16 protein-coding genes are annotated in these 17597 nt (G+C 65.3%); 4 read left to right on the forward strand and 12 right to left on the reverse strand.

Annotated elements, in window-relative coordinates:
* Positions 1-56 precede the first annotated feature (56 nt).
* The 7 genes from HBF24_RS00890 to asnS all read right to left on the reverse strand — a co-directional run bounded on the left by HBF24_RS00890 (position 57) and on the right by asnS (position 6158).
* Positions 57-473 (reverse strand): RidA family protein, encoded by a 417-nt coding sequence (locus HBF24_RS00890; protein WP_167167534.1) that lies wholly within the window; start codon positions 471-473, stop codon positions 57-59.
* Positions 470-1132, reverse strand: coding sequence for a carbonate dehydratase (gene can / locus HBF24_RS00895; RefSeq protein ID WP_167167537.1), 663 nt, complete (start codon positions 1130-1132; stop codon positions 470-472). The genes HBF24_RS00890 and can overlap by 4 nt, the downstream gene beginning before the upstream one ends.
* A 130-nt stretch (positions 1133-1262) precedes the next feature.
* A complete protein-coding gene (locus HBF24_RS00900; RefSeq protein ID WP_167167540.1) occupies positions 1263-2705 on the reverse strand; it encodes an aldehyde dehydrogenase in 1443 nt (480 codons plus the stop codon).
* A gap of 41 nt (positions 2706-2746) precedes the next feature.
* Entirely contained in the window at positions 2747-3538 is a 792-nt protein-coding gene (locus HBF24_RS00905; protein ID WP_167167543.1) for an SDR family oxidoreductase, read from the reverse strand.
* Positions 3539-3575: 37 nt separating this feature from the next.
* A complete protein-coding gene (locus HBF24_RS00910; protein WP_343162678.1) occupies positions 3576-3896 on the reverse strand; it encodes a hypothetical protein in 321 nt (106 codons plus the stop codon).
* Positions 3897-3951: 55 nt separating this feature from the next.
* Positions 3952-4737, reverse strand: a complete 786-nt coding sequence (locus HBF24_RS00915) for a MalM family protein (protein WP_167167546.1) — start codon at positions 4735-4737, stop codon at positions 3952-3954.
* A 20-nt stretch (positions 4738-4757) separates the two neighbouring features.
* Positions 4758-6158 carry an asparagine--tRNA ligase gene (gene asnS, locus HBF24_RS00920; RefSeq protein ID WP_167167549.1) on the reverse strand — a complete coding sequence of 467 codons (1401 nt, stop codon included), beginning with the start codon at positions 6156-6158 and terminating at the stop codon, positions 4758-4760.
* Positions 6159-6260: 102 nt separating this feature from the next.
* On the opposite strand from asnS, the gene HBF24_RS00925 reads away from it, so the two are divergent.
* A complete protein-coding gene (locus HBF24_RS00925; protein ID WP_167167552.1) occupies positions 6261-6587 on the forward strand; it encodes an iron-sulfur cluster assembly accessory protein in 327 nt (108 codons plus the stop codon).
* A gap of 20 nt (positions 6588-6607) precedes the next feature.
* Here the strand turns inward: HBF24_RS00925 and hutI are convergent, their stop codons facing one another.
* The 3 genes from hutI to HBF24_RS00940 all read right to left on the reverse strand — a co-directional run bounded on the left by hutI (position 6608) and on the right by HBF24_RS00940 (position 11175).
* A complete protein-coding gene (gene hutI / locus HBF24_RS00930) occupies positions 6608-7843 on the reverse strand; it encodes an imidazolonepropionase (protein ID WP_167167555.1) in 1236 nt (411 codons plus the stop codon).
* A gap of 122 nt (positions 7844-7965) precedes the next feature.
* Complete coding sequence (locus HBF24_RS00935) at positions 7966-9564, reverse strand: chloride channel protein (RefSeq protein WP_167167558.1); 1599 nt, start codon at positions 9562-9564, stop codon at positions 7966-7968.
* Positions 9565-9609: 45 nt separating this feature from the next.
* Positions 9610-11175, reverse strand: coding sequence for a bifunctional GNAT family N-acetyltransferase/carbon-nitrogen hydrolase family protein (locus HBF24_RS00940; RefSeq protein ID WP_167167561.1), 1566 nt, complete (start codon positions 11173-11175; stop codon positions 9610-9612).
* Between the two features lie 103 nt (positions 11176-11278).
* Between HBF24_RS00940 and HBF24_RS00945 the strand changes: the two genes are divergently transcribed.
* Positions 11279-12622: a formimidoylglutamate deiminase gene (locus tag HBF24_RS00945; protein ID WP_167167563.1), complete on the forward strand. Its 1344-nt coding sequence runs from the start codon at positions 11279-11281 to the stop codon at positions 12620-12622.
* Positions 12623-12629: 7 nt separating this feature from the next.
* On the opposite strand, the gene HBF24_RS00950 is transcribed toward HBF24_RS00945, so the two are convergent.
* Together HBF24_RS00950 and HBF24_RS00955 are read right to left on the reverse strand one after the other, a co-directional pair.
* Positions 12630-13724: a hypothetical protein gene (locus HBF24_RS00950; RefSeq protein ID WP_167167566.1), complete on the reverse strand. Its 1095-nt coding sequence runs from the start codon at positions 13722-13724 to the stop codon at positions 12630-12632.
* The gene (locus HBF24_RS00955) at positions 13648-14643 is read right to left on the reverse strand and encodes a LysR family transcriptional regulator (RefSeq protein ID WP_167167569.1); all 996 of its coding nucleotides are present in this window, start codon (positions 14641-14643) and stop codon (positions 13648-13650) included. Before HBF24_RS00955 ends, HBF24_RS00950 begins: the two co-directional genes overlap by 77 nt.
* 140 nt (positions 14644-14783) lie before the next feature.
* On the opposite strand from HBF24_RS00955, the gene HBF24_RS00960 reads away from it, so the two are divergent.
* Both HBF24_RS00960 and HBF24_RS00965 read left to right on the forward strand, forming a co-directional pair.
* A complete protein-coding gene (locus tag HBF24_RS00960; RefSeq protein WP_167167572.1) occupies positions 14784-15773 on the forward strand; it encodes an aldo/keto reductase in 990 nt (329 codons plus the stop codon).
* A gap of 103 nt (positions 15774-15876) precedes the next feature.
* Complete coding sequence (locus tag HBF24_RS00965) at positions 15877-17532, forward strand: methyl-accepting chemotaxis protein (protein WP_167167575.1); 1656 nt, start codon at positions 15877-15879, stop codon at positions 17530-17532.
* Positions 17533-17597 lie beyond the last annotated feature (65 nt).

A 17597-nucleotide genomic window follows, 5' to 3' on the forward strand; every position in this document is an offset into this window, starting at 1 on the left:
TGGCTTTTTTGTGGCCGTTGCTTGTCGCCCGAAGGCAGCGCCCAGGCGGCGACCGCTCAGCCCTTCAGGGCGGCGATGCACTTGAATTCAATGGCGATCGGTGTGGGCAGGGCGCTGACGCCTACGGTGGTGCGGCAGGCGTCGATGCCCGCAAAAGCCTCCGCGTAGAGCCGGTTGAAAGTGGCGAAGTCGCCGGCCATGTCGGTCAGGAACACGGTGACGTCGACCAGTTGCTTCAGGCTGGCGCCGGATGCCTCCAGCACGGCACGCACGTTGGCAAATACCTGCTGGCACTGGGCCTCAAAATCGTAACCGACCACGGCGCCGTGGTCATCGAGGATATTGCCCGGTACCTGGCCATCGCCCGGGCGCCGAGGGCCGACACCGGACAGAAACAGCAGGGAGCCGACCCGCCGTGCATGCGGATAGGCTCCCACGGGCGCCGGCGCGGAGCTGGCGCGGATGCCGCTCACGCTTCGGGACGCTCGCCGGTCAAGCGTTCGATGGCGCCGACGTAGGCGTCGACCAGGGCGTCATTGCCCGGCACATCGATGCCCAGATCGGTGATGTGGCCGTCCTTGAGGCCGTAGATCCAGCCGTGCACGGTCAGTTTCTGGCCGCGTTCCCAGGCATCGCGGACGATGGTGGTCTGGCTGACGTGGCGCACCTGCTCGATGACATTTAGCTCGCAAAGGCGGTCATGCTTGGCCGGGAAGTCGGCCAACTTCGCCAGTGCGCTGCGGTGCTTTTGCTTGACGTCGCCGACATGGCGCAGCCAGTTGTCGATCAGCCCCAGGCGATCTTCGTTGAGGGCGGCGCCGACGCCACCGCAGCCGTAGTGGCCGACCACCAGAATATGCTCGACCTTCAGCACGTCGACCGAGAACTGGATGGTCGACAGCGCATTGAGATCGGTGTGCACAACCACGTTGGCGACGTTGCGGTGCACGAAGATTTCGCCCGGTGGCAGATCGACAATCTGCGTGGCCGGCACGCGCGAATCGGAGCAGCCGATCCACAGGTAACGCGGTGCCTGCTGCATGGAAAGCTGGCGGAAGAAATCCGGATCCTCCGCGGTGACCTGTTCGGCCCAGCGGCGGTTGTTGGCAATGAGATCTTTGAGACTGTTCAAGAGGCAGTGTCCTTCATCGGTTCGAGGCACGGGAACGGCGGCCCGCGGAGCGATGGCGCCGTGCATCGAGCGTGAAGATTAGCGCATCGTGTGTGAAAGGCTTAAATACGCCGGCGCATGGTGCGCCGCTTCAGGTGGCCACGCAGACGTTGCGCGAGCGCGTGAAGAAGTTGAGTGCATCCAGCCCGCCTTCGCGGCCCATGCCCGAGAGCCGGTTGCCGCCGAACGGCACGCGCAGGTCGCGGCGCATCCAGGTGTTGATCCAGACCATGCCCACATCCAGTGCGGCGGCCATGCGGTGCGCGCGGTCGATGTCCTGGGTAAACACCGACGCAGCCAGGCCGTATTCGCTGTCGTTGGCCAGTGCCAGCGCGTGGGCTTCATCATCAAAGCCCTGCAGGGTGACCACCGGGCCAAAGATCTCCTCGTGCAGAGTGCGCGCTTGGGCAGGCAGGCCCTCGATGACGGTAGGGGCGACGAACAGGCCATTGGCGCAGCGATCCGTCAGGGTGATGGCGTGGCCACCGCAGAGCAACTGTCCACCCTCGGCGCGTGCAAGGTCGATGGCGCCGGTGACCTTGTCCAAGTGTGCTCGCGAGACCAGCGCGCCCAGGTCGCTTTCGTCATGCATGGGGTCGCCCACACGCAGGGCCTTTACCGCCGACAGATAACGGTCGCGAAAGCGTGTGTAGATCCCCGACTGCACCAGCAGTCGCGAGCCGCACAGGCAGATCTCGCCCTGGTTGGCGAAGCCTGATTGCACCAGCGTCGGCAGATGGCGCTCGATATCCGCATCATCGAAGACCAGCACCGGATTCTTGCCGCCCAGTTCCAGCGATACCGGCTTCCAGCACCGGGCGCCAATCTCGGCCAGCTGACGGCCAACGCGGGACGAACCGGTAAATGACAACGCCCGCACGCCGGGATGTTCGGCCAGGGCTTGACCTGCCTTGGCGCCGCGGCCGTGCACGATGTTGAGTACGCCGCCGGGCAGCCCGGCCTCGGCCACCAGCTCACCCAGCATATGGGCGGTGAGCGGGGTGATCTCGGACGGCTTGGCGACCACTGCGTTGCCGCAAGCGAGCGCCGGCGCGATCTTCCAGGTCAGCAGATACAGCGGCAGGTTCCACGGGCTGATGCAGCCGACCACGCCGTGGGGCTGGCGCAGCGTGTAGTTGAGCATGCCGGCATCCATGTGCGCCTGGCTGCCGTGTGCGGTCACCGCCGCGGCGAAGAAGCGCAGGTTGGCGATGGCGCGCGGAATGTCGACCCGTCGCGCCAGGCTCAACGGTTTGCCGGTGTCGCGCGACTCGGCCTCGGCAAACGCTTCCAGTCGATCCTCGATGGCCTGCGCCAAGGCCTGCAGAGCGCTGGCGCGGGCGGCGATGGGCCGGGCGGCCCAGGCCGGTTGCGCCGCCTCGGCTGCGGCCACCGCCTGGGCGATGTCCTCGGCCTCGCTGTCGGGCACCTGAGCCAGAAGTGTGCCGGTAGCCGGCTCGATCACGTCCAGCCATGCAGGGTTGCGCGCTGCACGTGACTGTCCGGCGATCAGGTTGGGGAGTGGCTGCGCCATGGCCGCCAGCTTACTGCGCCGGTTACGGCCAGAACAGCGCCTTAGGAAAGGCTGCGCGTGCGTCCGCCATCCACGGCCAGACTGGTGCCGTTGACGTAACCGGCGGCCGGCGTGCATAGAAACGCCGCCACCGAGGCCACTTCCTCGGGCTCGGCAAAACGCGCGGCGGGAACTTGCGCCAGCATGCCGGCCTCGACCTGCTCGCGGCTTTTGCCGCCAGATTCGCTACGTGCCTTGATCAAGCCTTCCAGGCGAGCGGTGCGAGTGTAGCCGGGCAGCACGTTGTTGACGGTGATGCCGTCGGCGGCCAGTTCGCCGGCCAGGGTCTTGGCCCAGCTGGCCACGGCGGCGCGCACGGTATTGGACACGCCCAGCCCGGCGATGGGTTCTTTCACCGAGGTCGAGATGATGTTGACGATGCGCCCGTAGCGGGCCGCGCGCATGCCTGGAACCAGCGCCTGCTGCATCACCTGGGCGGCGATCAGGTGCTGGCGAAAGGCGGCCTCGAAGGCCTCCGGGTCGGCGCTGTGCACGGCACCCGCCGGCGGGCCGCCGGAGTTGCCGACGAGAATCTGCACCGGGTGGTGCCCGGCCAGGTCGTCGACGCGCTCGGCCAGCACATCGGTATCGAGCATGTCCGCCACCAGGGCGCGATGGGTTTGTGTCTGGTGCGTGCGTGGCAACACCTGTACCAGCGCGTTCAGGGCATCATGCGAGCGTGCCAGCACGGTGACATCGGCCCCCAGCGCAGCCAGTTCCATGGCGGTGGCGCGGCCAATACCCTGCGAAGCACCGCAGACCAGTGCGTGTTTATGGCTCAGGTCCAGTTGCATGCGGTACTCCTTGGTTCGGGGTTTCGAAAGGGACAGGTCAGCGATGCATCGCGACCTGCAGCGCCAGCGCGCCAATCCAGCATGGCCAGGCCAGTAGCGGCGCGAAGCGCCACATGCGATGCCAGCGGGTGAGCTCGGCATCTTCGAACATCATCGGTGCCTCCGAGCGCAATACGTGCTGCAGGCGCGCCCAGGTGCGCATGCCACTGGGCTTGCCGCGTTCGGGTTTGGCCACGATGTTCCATTGCTTGGGATAACGCGTGCGCATCAGCCGGGCAAAGCGGTACTGGGCGTACAGGTGCAGGCCGAAACCGATGGCGCCGGCCAGCAGCAGCACGATGTAGAGCACGTTCAGCACGTTCTGTCTTCCACTAGCGATCTAGCCGTCCAGTGTATCCGATGGCAGGCCATGCTCACGAGCCATGGCGGCTGCGTGGCATCACCACCGAACGTAACGTGGAGAACACGCCCTTGCCGGTCGGCTTGGGCTTACCGCAGATGGCGTTCTCCAGCACGCTGCGATAGCGGTCGGTCAGCTGGCCTATGTAAATGACGCCATTGGGGCCATGCGGGATCTGGAAGCTGCCCTTGGCCGTCATCTGTACCGAATTTTCGGCTGAATACGAGGTTGGCGACTGTTCCCAGTACGTACTGCCGTTCTGCTGCTGGCCAGAGCTGTAGACCACCAGGTAGCGAGCCATCGGGTCCTGCACGGTAAAGCTGCCGAAAGCGCCGGAGGTAGCGTCGGTCCAGCCCATGTACTCGCACAGCTGCACATCCTCGGTGCGGATCGGACGGAAGCGCGCATCAAGCGTGACCACGGTGGGTGCAAACAGATAGCTGGCCTGCAACCAGCGTCCACCTGTCAGCTTGGACTTGAAAACCACCTTGTAGGGCGTCTTCTTGTCGGTCGGCAGTTTCAAGGGCAGGAAATAGCTGCGGCTGCCGTTGAAGTCGGCCACCGGGTCACCCGGACCGATGCGAAAGCGCTTGAGCTTGGGTGGCAGCGCCTTCTGGAAATCGAAATCGGCGAAGCTGCCGCAACAGGTGGGTGTCTTGGCCAGCTTCTTCAACACCGCCTGGCGACTCATGTTCGAGTTGCCGTCTTGCTTGGGCGGGGCGAGAGGACTGCTGGCGCATGCACTCAAGGCTAGCGCCAGCGCCACGGTGATCAGGCGTTTGGATCGATGCAAAGGCATGGTGGCCGGAACGTGGGGATTTAGAACTCGGCGCTGCCCGCGGCTCGGGGATACGGGATAGCGTCACGGATATTGGCAAGCCCGCACACATAGCACAGTAGGCGCTCAAAGCCCAGACCAAAGCCGGCGTGCGGCACGCTGCCGTAGCGGCGCAGGTCGCGATACCAGCCATAGGTGGCCGGATCCAGGCCAAACTGGCGCATGCGCCGGTCCAGCACGTCCAGTCGGTCCTCGCGTTGGGCGCCGCCGATGATTTCACCGATGCCCGGCGCCAGCACGTCCATCGCGGCCACGGTGCGGCCATCGTCGTTCAGGCGCATGTAGAAGGCCTTGATCGCCTCGGGGTAGTTCATGACCACCACCGGTCGGCCGAAATGCTGCTCAACCAGATAACGCTCGTGCTCGGTCTGCAGGTCCACGCCCCAATCGACGGCGTATTCGAACTTCTTGTCGGCGTTCTTGAGGATCTCGATGGCGTCGGTGTATTCCACGCGCTCAAACGGCGCGTCGACGAATGCCTCCAGACGGGTGATGGCGTCCGGTTGCACGCGCTGGGCGAAAAACGCCATATCGTCGGCACGCTCTTCCAGCACGGTCCTGAAGATGTGTTTCAGGAAACGCTCGGCCAGGTCGGCGTTGTCATTGAGGTCGGCGAAGGCGATTTCCGGCTCCACCATCCAGAACTCGGCCAGGTGACGAGGAGTGTTGGAGTTTTCCGCGCGGAAGGTCGGGCCGAAGGTGTAGACCTTGCTCATGGCCAGGCAGTAGGCTTCGACATTGAGCTGGCCGGACACGGTAAGAAACGCCTCGCGGCCGAAGAAGTCCTTGCTGAAGTCGACGGCGCCCTTGTCATCACGCGGCAGGTTGGCCAGGTCCAGCGTGGACAGGCGGAACATGTCGCCGGCGCCTTCGGCGTCGGAGGTAGTGATGATCGGCGTGTTGATCCAGCTGAAGCCTTCGGCGGTAAGAAAACCATGAATGGCCATCATGATGGTATGGCGCATGCGCGTGACCGCACCGAACAGGTTGGTGCGCGGGCGCAGATGGGCCACTTCGCGCAGAAACTCCATCGAGTGCGCCTTGGGCTGGATGGGGTAGGTTTCCGGGTCGTCGACCAGGCCCACCACCTCGATGTCCGTGGCCTGGATCTCGAATCCCTGGCCCTTGCCCTGCGAGGGCACCAGCGTGCCGGTGGCGATCAGCGAGGCGCCGGCGGTGAGTTTTTTCACCCCATCCTCGTAGTTGGACAGCGTATTGGCTGCCACCACCTGAATCGGGTCGAAGCAGGAGCCATCGCTCAGATTGACGAACGAGAGGCCGGCCTTGGAATCGCGCCGCGTACGCACCCAGCCGCGTACCGTGACTTCACTTCCCTCGGGCAAGGAACCACCCAGTGCCTGCTTGACGCTGACCACCGCCATGAATTGAAACTCCGTAAGAGGCGCCGCATATCGACGCGTAGAACCAAACGCTCATGATAATGTACGAGCGCATCTTCCCGCACCCGAGCATGCCGAAAGATTATGTCGATCCAGATCACTGAAACCGCCCGCCAGCGTATGCGCGACTTCCTGACCCGGGATGCCGGGGCTGCCGGGGTGCGTTTTGGCGTCAGGCCGACCGGCTGTTCAGGCTTCGAGTACGTCGTTGAGCTGGCTCGAAGCGTGGACGAGGCCGATCAGGTCATGGAAGTGGACGGTGTACGCCTGATTGTCGACGCCAAGAGCCTGCCGCTGGTCGACGGCACTGTCATCGATTTCCAGCGCAAGGGGCTCAACACCACCTTCGTGTTCGAAAACCCCAATGCCACCGGCGAGTGTGGCTGCGGCGAGAGCTTCACCACGCACTAGATAACGGCGCTGGACCGACCTCAGTTGGCCTTGAACAACGGCCGGCCGGCGGCATAGCTTGCCTTTAGCAGCGGCCCGCCGATCCAGTAGCACAGCTCAGCCGGCGCGCTCGCCTGCCAGATCGCAAGGTCGGCGCGCTGGCCCACGGCGAGTGTGCCGCGGTCCTTGAGACCCAGTGCCCTGGCGCCGTGCACGGTAACGCCGCGCAGCGCTTCTTCCGGTGTCAGTCGAAACAGCGTGCAGGCCATATTGGCGCTCAGGCGCAGCGACAGCAGCGGCGAGGTGCCGGGGTTGAGATCGGTCGCCACCGCCATCGCCACGCCGTGCTCGCGCAGCGCCTGGATGGGTGGCAATTTGGTGTCGCGCAGTGCATAAAAGGCGCCAGGCAGCAGCACGGCGACGGTGCCGGCCTCGGCCATGGCGCGGATGCCCGAGGCCGACAGATGTTCGAGGTGATCGGCGGACAAGCCGCCAAACTCGGCCACCAGCGCCGCGCCGTCCAGATCGGACAGCTGCTCGGCGTGCAGCTTTACCGGCAACTCCAGGCGGTGGGCCACCTCGAATACGTGCCGGGTTTCCTCGCGCGTGAAGCCGATGCCTTCGCAGAACGCATCCACGGCGTCGATCAGGCCTTCCTCGGCCAGTGTCGGCAGCATTTGCCCGCAGACGGCGTCGACGTAACCGGTGCGGTCGTCGGAAAATTCCGGGGGCAGTGCGTGCAGCCCCAGGAAACTGGTGCGCACATCAATGCCCAGTATCTGCCCGATACGGCGCGCCGTGCGCAGCATGCGGCGCTCGCTGGCAAGATCAAGCCCGTAACCGGACTTGATTTCCAGCGTGGTCACGCCATCGGCGACAAGCGCGCGGGCGCGCGGCAGCGACTGCGCCAGCAGGGCGTCTTCGTCGGCGGCGCGGGTGTCGCGGACGGTGGAAACAATGCCGCCACCGGCGCGGGCAATGTCCTGATAGCTGACCCCTTCCAGCCGCATTTCGAATTCGCGGTCACGCCGGCCGCCGAACACCAGATGCGTATGGCAGTCGACCAGGCCGGGGGTGACCAGCGCGCCATCGAGCGCGCGCACGTTTTCGGCTAGCGCCTCGGCCGGGCCGGGCAGGTCGGTCATGGCGCCGACCCAGGCAATCGCGCCATCCTTGCAGGCCAGCGCCGCGTGCTCGCGCAGGCCGTAGCCGTGGCTTGTGTCAAAGCAGGCCAGCGTGGCGTCGGTCAGCAGCAGATCCCATTGCGGTGCAGTCATGGTGTCCCCGGGCGGCAGGTGGTGGCCGGCCATGGTAGGCGCCTGCGTGCCCCGGGCGCCAGTTGGCGGCAGTCCAAAAAAGCGAACGCCCCGGCGGGCGGGGCGTTCGCGATGGATCGGAATTAGTGCTCGCGCGGCGGTGGTGCCGGCGGTTGCTCATCGCCCGGAGTGGGTGGCTCGGGCGTCGGCGGCGCCGGTTCGGCCGACGGATTTTCACCTTCCGCCTGCTGCTTGCGCACACCATCTTCAGCGGCATCGTCGGCGGCCTCCTGTTCGCTGGGCGCGGACGGCTCGTCGAAGGCGCTGGTATCGCGGGCATTCTTCAGTGCCTCGGCCTCGGCCTTGGCCTTTTCGGCGGCTTCGGCTTGCGCGGCCTGCTGGCGTTCGAAGTCCTGCACCATGCGCTCGGCAAAGTCCTTGTATACCGGCGTCGGGCTGAACAGCGAGGCGGCGGCGCGGGCAATCAGGCAGGCGGCCATGATCGGGATCACCATGTCCTGATTGTCGGTCAGCTCCATGGCAATCACCGCCGAAGTCAGCGGCGCGCCGGTCACGCCGGAAAGGTACGCGCTCATGCCCAGCAGCACGATGGCCGCTTCTGGGGTGCCCGGCAGGAAGTGGGCGATGTTGTGGCCCAGGCCGGCGCCCACGGCCAGTGCCGGAGAGAAGATGCCGCCCGGAATGCCGGCCCAGTACGAGACCACGTTGGCGAACAGCTTGATGATGCCAAAGCTTTGTCCCGGAGTGACAGCCGCCTCCTGTACGAAGGCGCGGGCCTGATCGTAACCGGTGCCGTAGATGCTGTTGTGCGAGATCACGCCCAGCACGGCCAGGGTCAGGCCGCAGAAGGCCGCAAAAAGTACCGGTGCACGGGCACGGATACGGCCGATATAAGCCAGTGGACCGCGTCGGCTGAGCAAAATGAGGCGCGCGAAGATGCCGCCCAGCAGGCCGCCAACGAGACCGGTGGCCAGCACCGCGACCCATGCCTGCTGCAGAGGCAGGCTGGCCTGCACTTCGCCGAAGTAGGAGTAGTTGCCCATGATGCCCAGCGACACCACACCGCCGACGATCACGGCGGTCAGCAGCAGACCGGAGAAGCGGTGTTCGAAGGCGCCGGCCAGCTCCTCAATGGCGAACACCACGCCGGCCAGCGGGGTGTTGAAGGCGGCGGCGATGCCGGCCGCGCCTCCGGCCAGAATGAAGCGCGAGGCGGCCTTGGGATCGGTAAAGCCAAAACGCCGGCCCAGGCTGTAGAACAGGCCCGCGCCCACGTGCACGGTCGGGCCTTCGCGGCCGATCGAAGCACCCACCGCCAGCGCGATCAGCGTCAGCAGCATCTTGCAGGCGGCAATCGGCAGCGCCAGCATGCGCTGACGGAAACCTTCATTGGCGATGTGCAGGGTGCCGATGACCTGCGGAATACCTGAACCACGCGTGGCGCGCAGGCGGCCCTCGGTGACCCATGCCAGCAGACCGAAAACCACCGGGGTGAGGATCAACGGAATCCAGATGCCATAGCCCAGAATGATCTGGAACAGGTGAAACGACCAGTCACTGGCCTTGGCAAAAACGATGGCCGCCAGCGCCACCAGCACCGCGCCTGTCCATAGTGCAATCCGTCGTCGCCAGTGATGCGGGGCGAAGAACTCATGGCCCAGCAGTGCCTGCAGACGTGGATTGGTGGACTTTTGCGATGAAGGTGAAGAGGGCTCTGACATCCCCCCATTATGGCAGATTCAGCTGAATGATGCCGGGCTGAACGCTCAGCCCGGCCGGCGACGCCAGCGCATCTCGTACAGATCGAAGCGTCGGTCCTTGAGGTTCTGCACGGTGCCGTTGTTGCGCGAACGGGCCAGGCTTTCCAGACTGAGATCGGCAAACAGCACCGTTTCGATGTTCGGCGTGGAATCGGCGGCGATGCCGTCACGCGCGAACGGGAAGTCGCACGGTGTCAGGATGCAGCTCTGACCGTACTGGATGTCGAAATTGTTTACCCCGGGGAGGTTGCCGACGTTGCCCGACATGACCACGTAGCACTGGTTTTCGATGGCCCGTGCCTGACAGCTGTAGCGCACGCGCAGATAACCTTCGCGCACGTCGGTACAGAATGGCGTGAACAGGATCAGCGCGCCCTGGTCGGTGAGGTGGCGGGCTACTTCGGGAAATTCCGAGTCGTAGCAGATCATCACGCCGATGGGGCCGCAATCGGTCTGGATCATGGTGGCGCTGTCGCCGCCAGTAATGTTCCAGACATTGCGTTCGCTGGGCGTGGGGTGCAGCTTTTCCTGCTCGTGGATGGCGCCATCTCGCAGACAGACGTAGCACACATTGTGAATGTCGCCATCGTCCATCAGCGTCGGGTGCGAGCCGCCGATGATGTTGATGTTGTAGCGCACGGCCAGACGGCTGAACAGCTCCTTGACCTGCGGCGTCCATTCGCTGAGCTTGCGGATGGTCTGCACCGGTGGCAGTTCCTCGTTCTCGATCGACAGCAGCTGCAGCGTGATCAGTTCGGGGAAGGTGACAAAGTCCGCGTTGTAGTCGGCGGCAATGTCGGTGAAGTATTCCACCTGACGGGCAAACTCATCGAACGAGGTGATACGTCGTTGCTGATATTGCACCGAGGCCAGGCGCACGTTGTTCGGCAGCGGCGGGCCACCGGAGACGTGCGGCACGTCCGGATGGTCGTGCAGTGAGGGATTGCGCCATACCAGGTGCGTGGCAAAGCCCAGCGACTCATGGTCGGAGGGGACGTATTCGGGCAGCAGGCCGATCACCTCAAAGCCATTGCGCAGCTGGAAGCTCAGGGTCTGATCGCGCAGTTTGCCTTCGACCACGGCCTGCACGTAATCCTGCGCGTTCTTGTACTTGGCGCGGCGCTTGGCCAGGCCCGGCAGACGTCCGCCGAACACGATGCCGCGCAGCTTCAGCTCCGTGCACAGGCGCTTGCGCGCCGAATACAGCCGCTGGCCGATGCGCATGCCGCGGTAGGCCGGATCGACCACCACTTCCATGCCGTACAGCCAGTCGCCCTGTGGGTCATGACGCGAGCCAAAGCCGCCGCCGGTGATCTGCGTCCAGGTGTGCGGCGACAGTGCGGCCGATTCGTCGATGCGGAAGGTGGCGCAGTAGCCGACGATCCTGCCTTCGTACTCGGCGACGAACTGGCCCTGCGCGAAGTGCGCCTGCTGGCCGCGCAGCATTTCGGCCGAGTGGCCCCATTCCTTGCTGTAGACGCCGGCGGTCAGCTCGACCAGTTGCGGGACATCGGTGAGTTGCGCCTGGCGCACCACCAGCTTTGCGGGATGACTGCTTTTGCTATTGGCCATGCACCCAAGTATGCCCGGCCCGCGTGGATTTCCGGTGCACTGTGCGGGCGCTTGTTCAGCTTCCGGTTGCCCAGTGCCGGGGCCGTGGGCATGCTTGGCGGTCATGACTACGCGCAATCAAACCCGTCATTTAAATCCGACGCTGTGCATGGCCGGCGGCTTGCTGCATGCGGCCGACCAGGCGCCCGCGGATGCCGTCGCTTGGCCACCGCCGGGGCGACACATCCTGCCGGGCATGGCGAACCTGCACTCGCATGCCTTTCAGCGTGCCATGGCCGGCCTGGCTGAGCGTCGGGGCGAGGGCGATGACAGCTTCTGGACCTGGCGCCAGACCATGTACGGCTTTGCCGCACGGCTGTCGCCGGACGACCTGAAGGCCATTGCCGCGCAGCTGTATGTGGAAATGCTGCGCGCCGGCTACACGCAGGTCTGTGAATTTCATTACCTGCATCATCAACCCGACGGCTCGGCTTACGCCACGCCCGAGGCGATGTCGCTGGCGCTGGTCGAGGCGGCCGAGGAAGCCGGCATCGGCCTGACGCTGTTGCCGGTGCTGTACATGACCGGTGGCTTTGACGAGCGTCCGCTGGCCGAACACCAGCGCCGCTTCGGGCACAGCGTGGAGGCTTACGCGCGTCTGCATCAGCGTCTGCGCGCCCTGAATGCCTCGCAGCTTACCGTCGGCATGGCGATCCATTCCCTGCGCGCCGTGCCGCAGGCGCCGCTGGCCGAGGTGCTGGCCGATGCCGAGCTCTCGTCCGGGCCCATCCATATCCACATTGCCGAACAGGCCGCCGAGGTGGATGACTGCATCGCACAGCGCGGCGCGCGGCCGGTGCGCTGGTTGCTGGACCACGCGCCGGTGGATGCGCGCTGGTGTCTGGTGCATGCCACGCACATGGATGCAGGCGAGACGCGCGATCTGGCGCACAGCGGCGCCGTCGCGGGCCTTTGTCCGAGCACCGAGGCCAATCTGGGCGATGGCTTGTTCCCGCTGGCCGATTATCTGGATGCCGGCGGTCGCTTCGGTATCGGCTCCGATTCCAACAGCTCTATTTCGCTGGTCGAGGAACTGCGCTGGCTGGAATACGGGCAGCGGCTACGGGCGCGTCAGCGCAACGTGGCCGCGCGCAAGGCCTACGCGCATGTGGGGGCGGAGTTGTTCGCGCATGCCTTGCAGGGTGGGGCGCAGGCGGCCGGTATCGATATGGGGCGCCTGGCTCCGGGCGCGCGCGCCGACGCGCTGGTGCTGGACGAAGATTCGCCCTGGCTGGCCGCGCGCGAGGGGCGTGTGTTGCTGGACAGCCTGGTGTTTGCCGGCAACGATCCGCTGGTGCGCGATGTGATGGTGGCCGGGCGCTGGCAGGTGCGCGATTTCCAGCACCGCGACCAGGCCCGGATTGCCGCGCGCTACCGCCAGACCGTGCAGCGTCTGGCGCGCAGCTAGACGCGCCTCAGTCGGCCGATGGCTTCAGGTGCAGGCCGTGCAGCGCCTGCTCCAACTTGGCGAACGCCTGCTCGTGCGAGAACGGCGGCTTGGCCGGCGGGTTGTAGACCTTCGGGTTGGTGCCGCTGACGATCAAGTCCACCGCGTAGCATCGCCCGTTCTGTACCACGCGATAGCTGCGCGTGGTCACGTAGTGGCTCATGCCGGCATCGCCAGCGCGAAAGCTGTAGAACGGCGTGCCGTTGATGTTGACGTAGCCCTGAGGGTCCTTGCTGGCCGCCGACGGTGGCGTCAGACACTGCTTGAGTGCGGTGGCATCGGTGCTGGTGCCGATGCGCAGCTGCGCGGCGGTGATCTTGTTGGAGCCATCGAGCACCAGCGCCAGTTGTGGCGTGCCGTGGCTTTGCTTGTCGGCGTAGACCTTCCAGTCGGTACCCAGCAGGTACTGGTGAGAGAAGCCGTGTTTCAGGGTAAATCCGGCCGGGTAGTCCAGGCTGAGCGCCAGCTTGGCATCTTCAAAATGCTGTAGGTGCGATGACGGGCCGGACGTATCCTCGCCGGCGTCACCGTTACTTGATGGGTTGGTATTGGAGCTGGCCTTGCAGCCCTTGCGGCTATACAGGCCGCGGGCCAGCAGCTGTGTGCCCTGGCCCTTGGCGTCGGGGCCGAGTAGGGTCAGCTCGGCGTCGCAGCCATTGGGCTTGGGCTGCAGGCGGATCACGTTGAAGCGGCTTTGGTTCTGATCGCCCAGCGAACACATGCCGGCCAGGCGCAGCGTGGCGCCCTGCGAGGAACTGGCCGCGACCTTGAACGTGCGCGTGCCACAGGGCTTCCATTGCAATGTGCCGGCGCCAATGCGCAGTTCCCCCGCGCTCATGTAGGCGTGGCTGACCGGCTGCCAGGTGCCGGCAAGATTCAGTGACAACGAGCGCGATGCGGTGGCCTGCGCGCCGTCCGCTGCGGTGTGCTGGCTGGGCGCATCGGTGGTCGTGCTCGACGCGGCGCCTGGCGTGGTGGAGTTCGCGTCAGCGCCGTGCCGGGAGCACGCGCTCAGCGCCAGCATCAGCGCGGCGCCGGTCAGCAAGGGTCGGGTCAGGGTCATCGTGGGCTCCTTGCGGGGATGGGTGGATGTGCTCGCTGAGATAGTCACGCACAAAATCGATGAACACGCGCAATTTCGGTGGCACATGAAAGCGCGAGGGGTAGTACAGATACAGCCCATCGTACGGCGGCAGCCAGTCATCGAGCACGCTGACCAGATGCCCGGCGTTCAGGTCGTCCAGCAAGATGGGCTCGGGCAGGTGCACCAGGCCCAGTCCGGCACGCGCCGCGGCGATGCTGAGCTGGCTTTCGTTGGCGATCAGGTTGCCCTCGGTGTCGATTTCGAACCAGCGTCCGCGTTCGGCAAACTCCCAGCGGTAGGTGGCGCCGTTGCTGGCAAAGCGCTGGCGGATGCAGTTGTGCTGCTGCAGATCGTGCGGGTGTTGCGGCGTGCCGTGACGGGCCAGATAGGAAGGGCTGGCGGCCACGCGCGAGCGCATCGGCCCGGTCAACGGCATGGCCACCATGTCGCGCTCCAGCCGCTCGCCAATGCGAATGCCGGCATCAAAGCCGCCGGCGATCAGGTCGGTCAGGGCGTTGTCCACGTGCACATCGAGGGTGATCTCGGGATAGACCTCGAGAAAGGCCGGAATCACCGCTTCGATCATGGCCGCCTTGGCCGTGGTCAGGCGCAAGGTGCCGGACGGTCGGGCCGCGTATTGCTGGGCGCTTTCCATGGCGTCGTCAATTGCCGTCAGCGCCGGATTGATGCGCGCCAGAAAGTCGCGCCCGGCCTCGGTCAGTCCGACCCGGCGCGTGGTGCGATGGAGCAGGCGCACGCCCAGGCGCGCTTCCAGTTGACGCAGCGTCTGGCTGAGCGCCGAGGCGGTGACTTCCAGTTCGTGCGCGGCCCGCGTGAAGCTGCCGCATTCGGCAATGCGCTGGAATGCACGCAGTACCGCAGTGGGATGATCACGCATTGATTAGTTTGTCTTCATGGCCAATCAAGATTTTTGGTCTTTCTGCGTGCAATGGCAAGGCGCACACTGCACATCCCCCGCAAGCCGCTGCGCTGAGGGTGGTGCCCGGCGCAGCGGTCCTTCTTAAACAGGAGTGATGCATGAAGATGCGACGCCTGGGCCCGAATGGCCCCGAAGTTTCCGCGCTTGGCCTAGGTTGTATGGGCATGAGCGAGTTCTATGGCCAGGGCGATGACGCCGAGTCGATCCGGGTGATTCATCATGCGCTCGATGCCGGCCTCAATTTTCTGGATACCGCCGATATCTACGGCCCGCATACCAATGAGCGGCTGGTCGGCAAGGCCATCGCCGATCGTCGCGATGCGGTGTTTCTGGCCACCAAGTTTGGCATTGTGCGCGATCCGGCAGATCCCACACGCCGCGGCATCAATGGCCGTCCCGAGTACGTGCGCGCCTGCTGCGATGCCAGCCTGGAGCGCCTGGGCGTGGAGCATATCGATCTTTACTACCAGCACCGCATCGATCCGGACACGCCGATCGAAGACACCATGGGCGCGCTGGCCGATTTGGTGAAGGCCGGCAAGATTGGGCACATCGGCTTGTCCGAAGCCTCGCCGGCGACCATTGAACGCGCTCATGCGGTGCATCCGGTAACGGCGATCCAGACCGAGTACTCGCTGTGGACGCGCGACCCCGAGCGCGAGGTGCTCGATACCTGTCAGCGCCTGGGCATCGGCTTTGTCGCCTACAGTCCGCTGGGGCGTGGCTTTCTCACCGGCGCCATCAAGAGCCCGGATGATTTTGCCGACGATGATTTCCGGCGCATCAACCCGCGTTTCCAGGGCGAGAACTTCCAGCGCAACCTCAAGCTGGCCGATACCGTGCGCGAGATGGCGCAGGCCAGGGGCTGCACGCCGGCACAGCTGGCGCTGGCCTGGGTGCTGGCGCGCGACACGCATGTGGTACCCATTCCCGGTACCAAGCGCATGGCGTATCTGGATGACAACCTGGGCGCGCTTGAGGTATCGCTCAGCGCCGATGAGCGTCAGGCGCTGGATCGTGCCTTTCCGCTGGACGCGGCCGTTGGCGACCGCTATCAGTCGGTGATGATGAAAACGCTCAACGTGTAGTGCAACGCGTCGGGCGGCTTTGTCACAACGTGCCGCCCGACCGTCATTGATCGGCAAACATGAGGCGCTGAAATGGTGGGGCCGTCCCCATGGTAGATGCTTCATGTTTGCAAATTTTCTGCAGCGTGCGCGGGCACGCCTACGCCGTCCCGGCCTTCGTGACAGCTACCTGCTGCGCATCGCCGTGATCCTGGTCGCCGGAGTGGTGGCCGCCACGCTGGGCTTTGCCGCCATGGTCAAGGCGCGCGGGGCGTTGCATGACATGTACAGCCGCGAGTTGGCCACCGCCAGCGTGGTCGGACGCCTGGCCAGCAATTACCAGAGCGCCATCGCCGATGTCGACAAGGCCTTGCAGCTCAAGCTCGACTCGCAGCGCGATACCGCCGTCAGCAACCTGGCCACCGACCGCGAGCTGATGGCGCGCATGTGGTCCAACTACGAGAAAGTGGCACCGGAAGCGGCCAAGTCCAAGAACATGGCTCAGTTGGTGCACCTGAAACAGGCGCTGGACAAGGCGCTGGCCGACACCGCCAAGGCGCTCAAGGCCAACGACTACAACCAGGTGCAGCAGAACGACGATTACCTGCTGCAACCGACGTTTGCTTCGCTGCAGACCGAAATCAGCAACGTGCTGGCGCAGGCCTCGGCCAGTGGCCAGGCCCGTTATGTCAGTGAGGACCGGCTGCTGGATCGTGCCGGCCTGCTGATGGTCGGTGTGTTCGTGGTGGGTCTGGCCATAGCGCTGGTGATGGACCTTTGGATGCTGCGCCGCCTGCTGCGCGGCCTGGGTTCGGCCCGTTCACTGGCACGCGGTATTGCCGGTGGACAGCTGGGGCACCAGGTGGATCGTCGCGGCAACGACGAGCTTTCTCAGGTGATGATGGCGCTGGGCGACATGGACCGCGCACTGGCCGGCATGGTCACCGACGTGCGCGACAGCGCCGGCTCGGTGCACAGCGCGTCCATGCATGTGGAGCGCGGCAGTGGCGAACTGGCCTCGCGCACACAGCGTCAGGCCGCGGCGCTGGAGCAGGCCACCGCGCAGCTGCGTCAGCTGGCCGAGTCGTCGACCGATACCGCCTCGCGTGCCGCCAGCGCCGAGCGCATGGCGCTGGATGTACGCGAGCATGCGCAGGCCGGTAGCGAAGTGGTGGCCCGCGCGATGCAGGCGATGGGTGCGATCGATGCCAGCAACCAGCGCATCGCCGCCGTGACTGGCCTGATCGACGAAATTGCTTTCCAGACCAACCTGCTGGCCCTGAACGCGGCGGTGGAAGCGGCGCGCGCCGGCGAGCACGGGCGCGGCTTTGCCGTGGTCGCCTCCGAGGTGCGCAATCTGGCCCAGCGCTGTGCCAGCTCGGCCAAGGAGATCAAGGGACTGGTCGAGGAGGCCGTGGACAACGCCCGTCGCGGCAGTGAACTGGCCGGACAGTCCGATCAGCGCCTGAAGGACATTGTGGAAGGCGTGCGTCGGGTCTGCGAGGACACCCAGGCGATGAGCGAAGCCAGCCGCGAGCAGTCGGCCTCGGTGGCGCAGATCGATGCCGCCGTGCAGGACATCAGCGATGTGGTGCAGTCCGATGCCGGTCTGGTCGACGACATGGCTGGCGCCAACCGCACCCTGCGTGAACAAGCCGATGCCATGGCCGAGCGCATGCGTATTTTCCAGCTGGGGGATGCTGCGCCTGACGCCGTGCCCACGGTGCGTGCCCAGCCACGGGAGCCGACGCGCGGGCATCTGGTGCCTAGTGCGGCCTGACGCAAATTCATTTGTTTTAGATATCAAAGATGACGAATGAGGTTATGGATCGTCTTGGTGTGGGC

Source organism: Oleiagrimonas sp. C23AA (assembly GCF_011759385.1).
GTDB lineage: Bacteria > Pseudomonadota > Gammaproteobacteria > Xanthomonadales > Rhodanobacteraceae > Oleiagrimonas.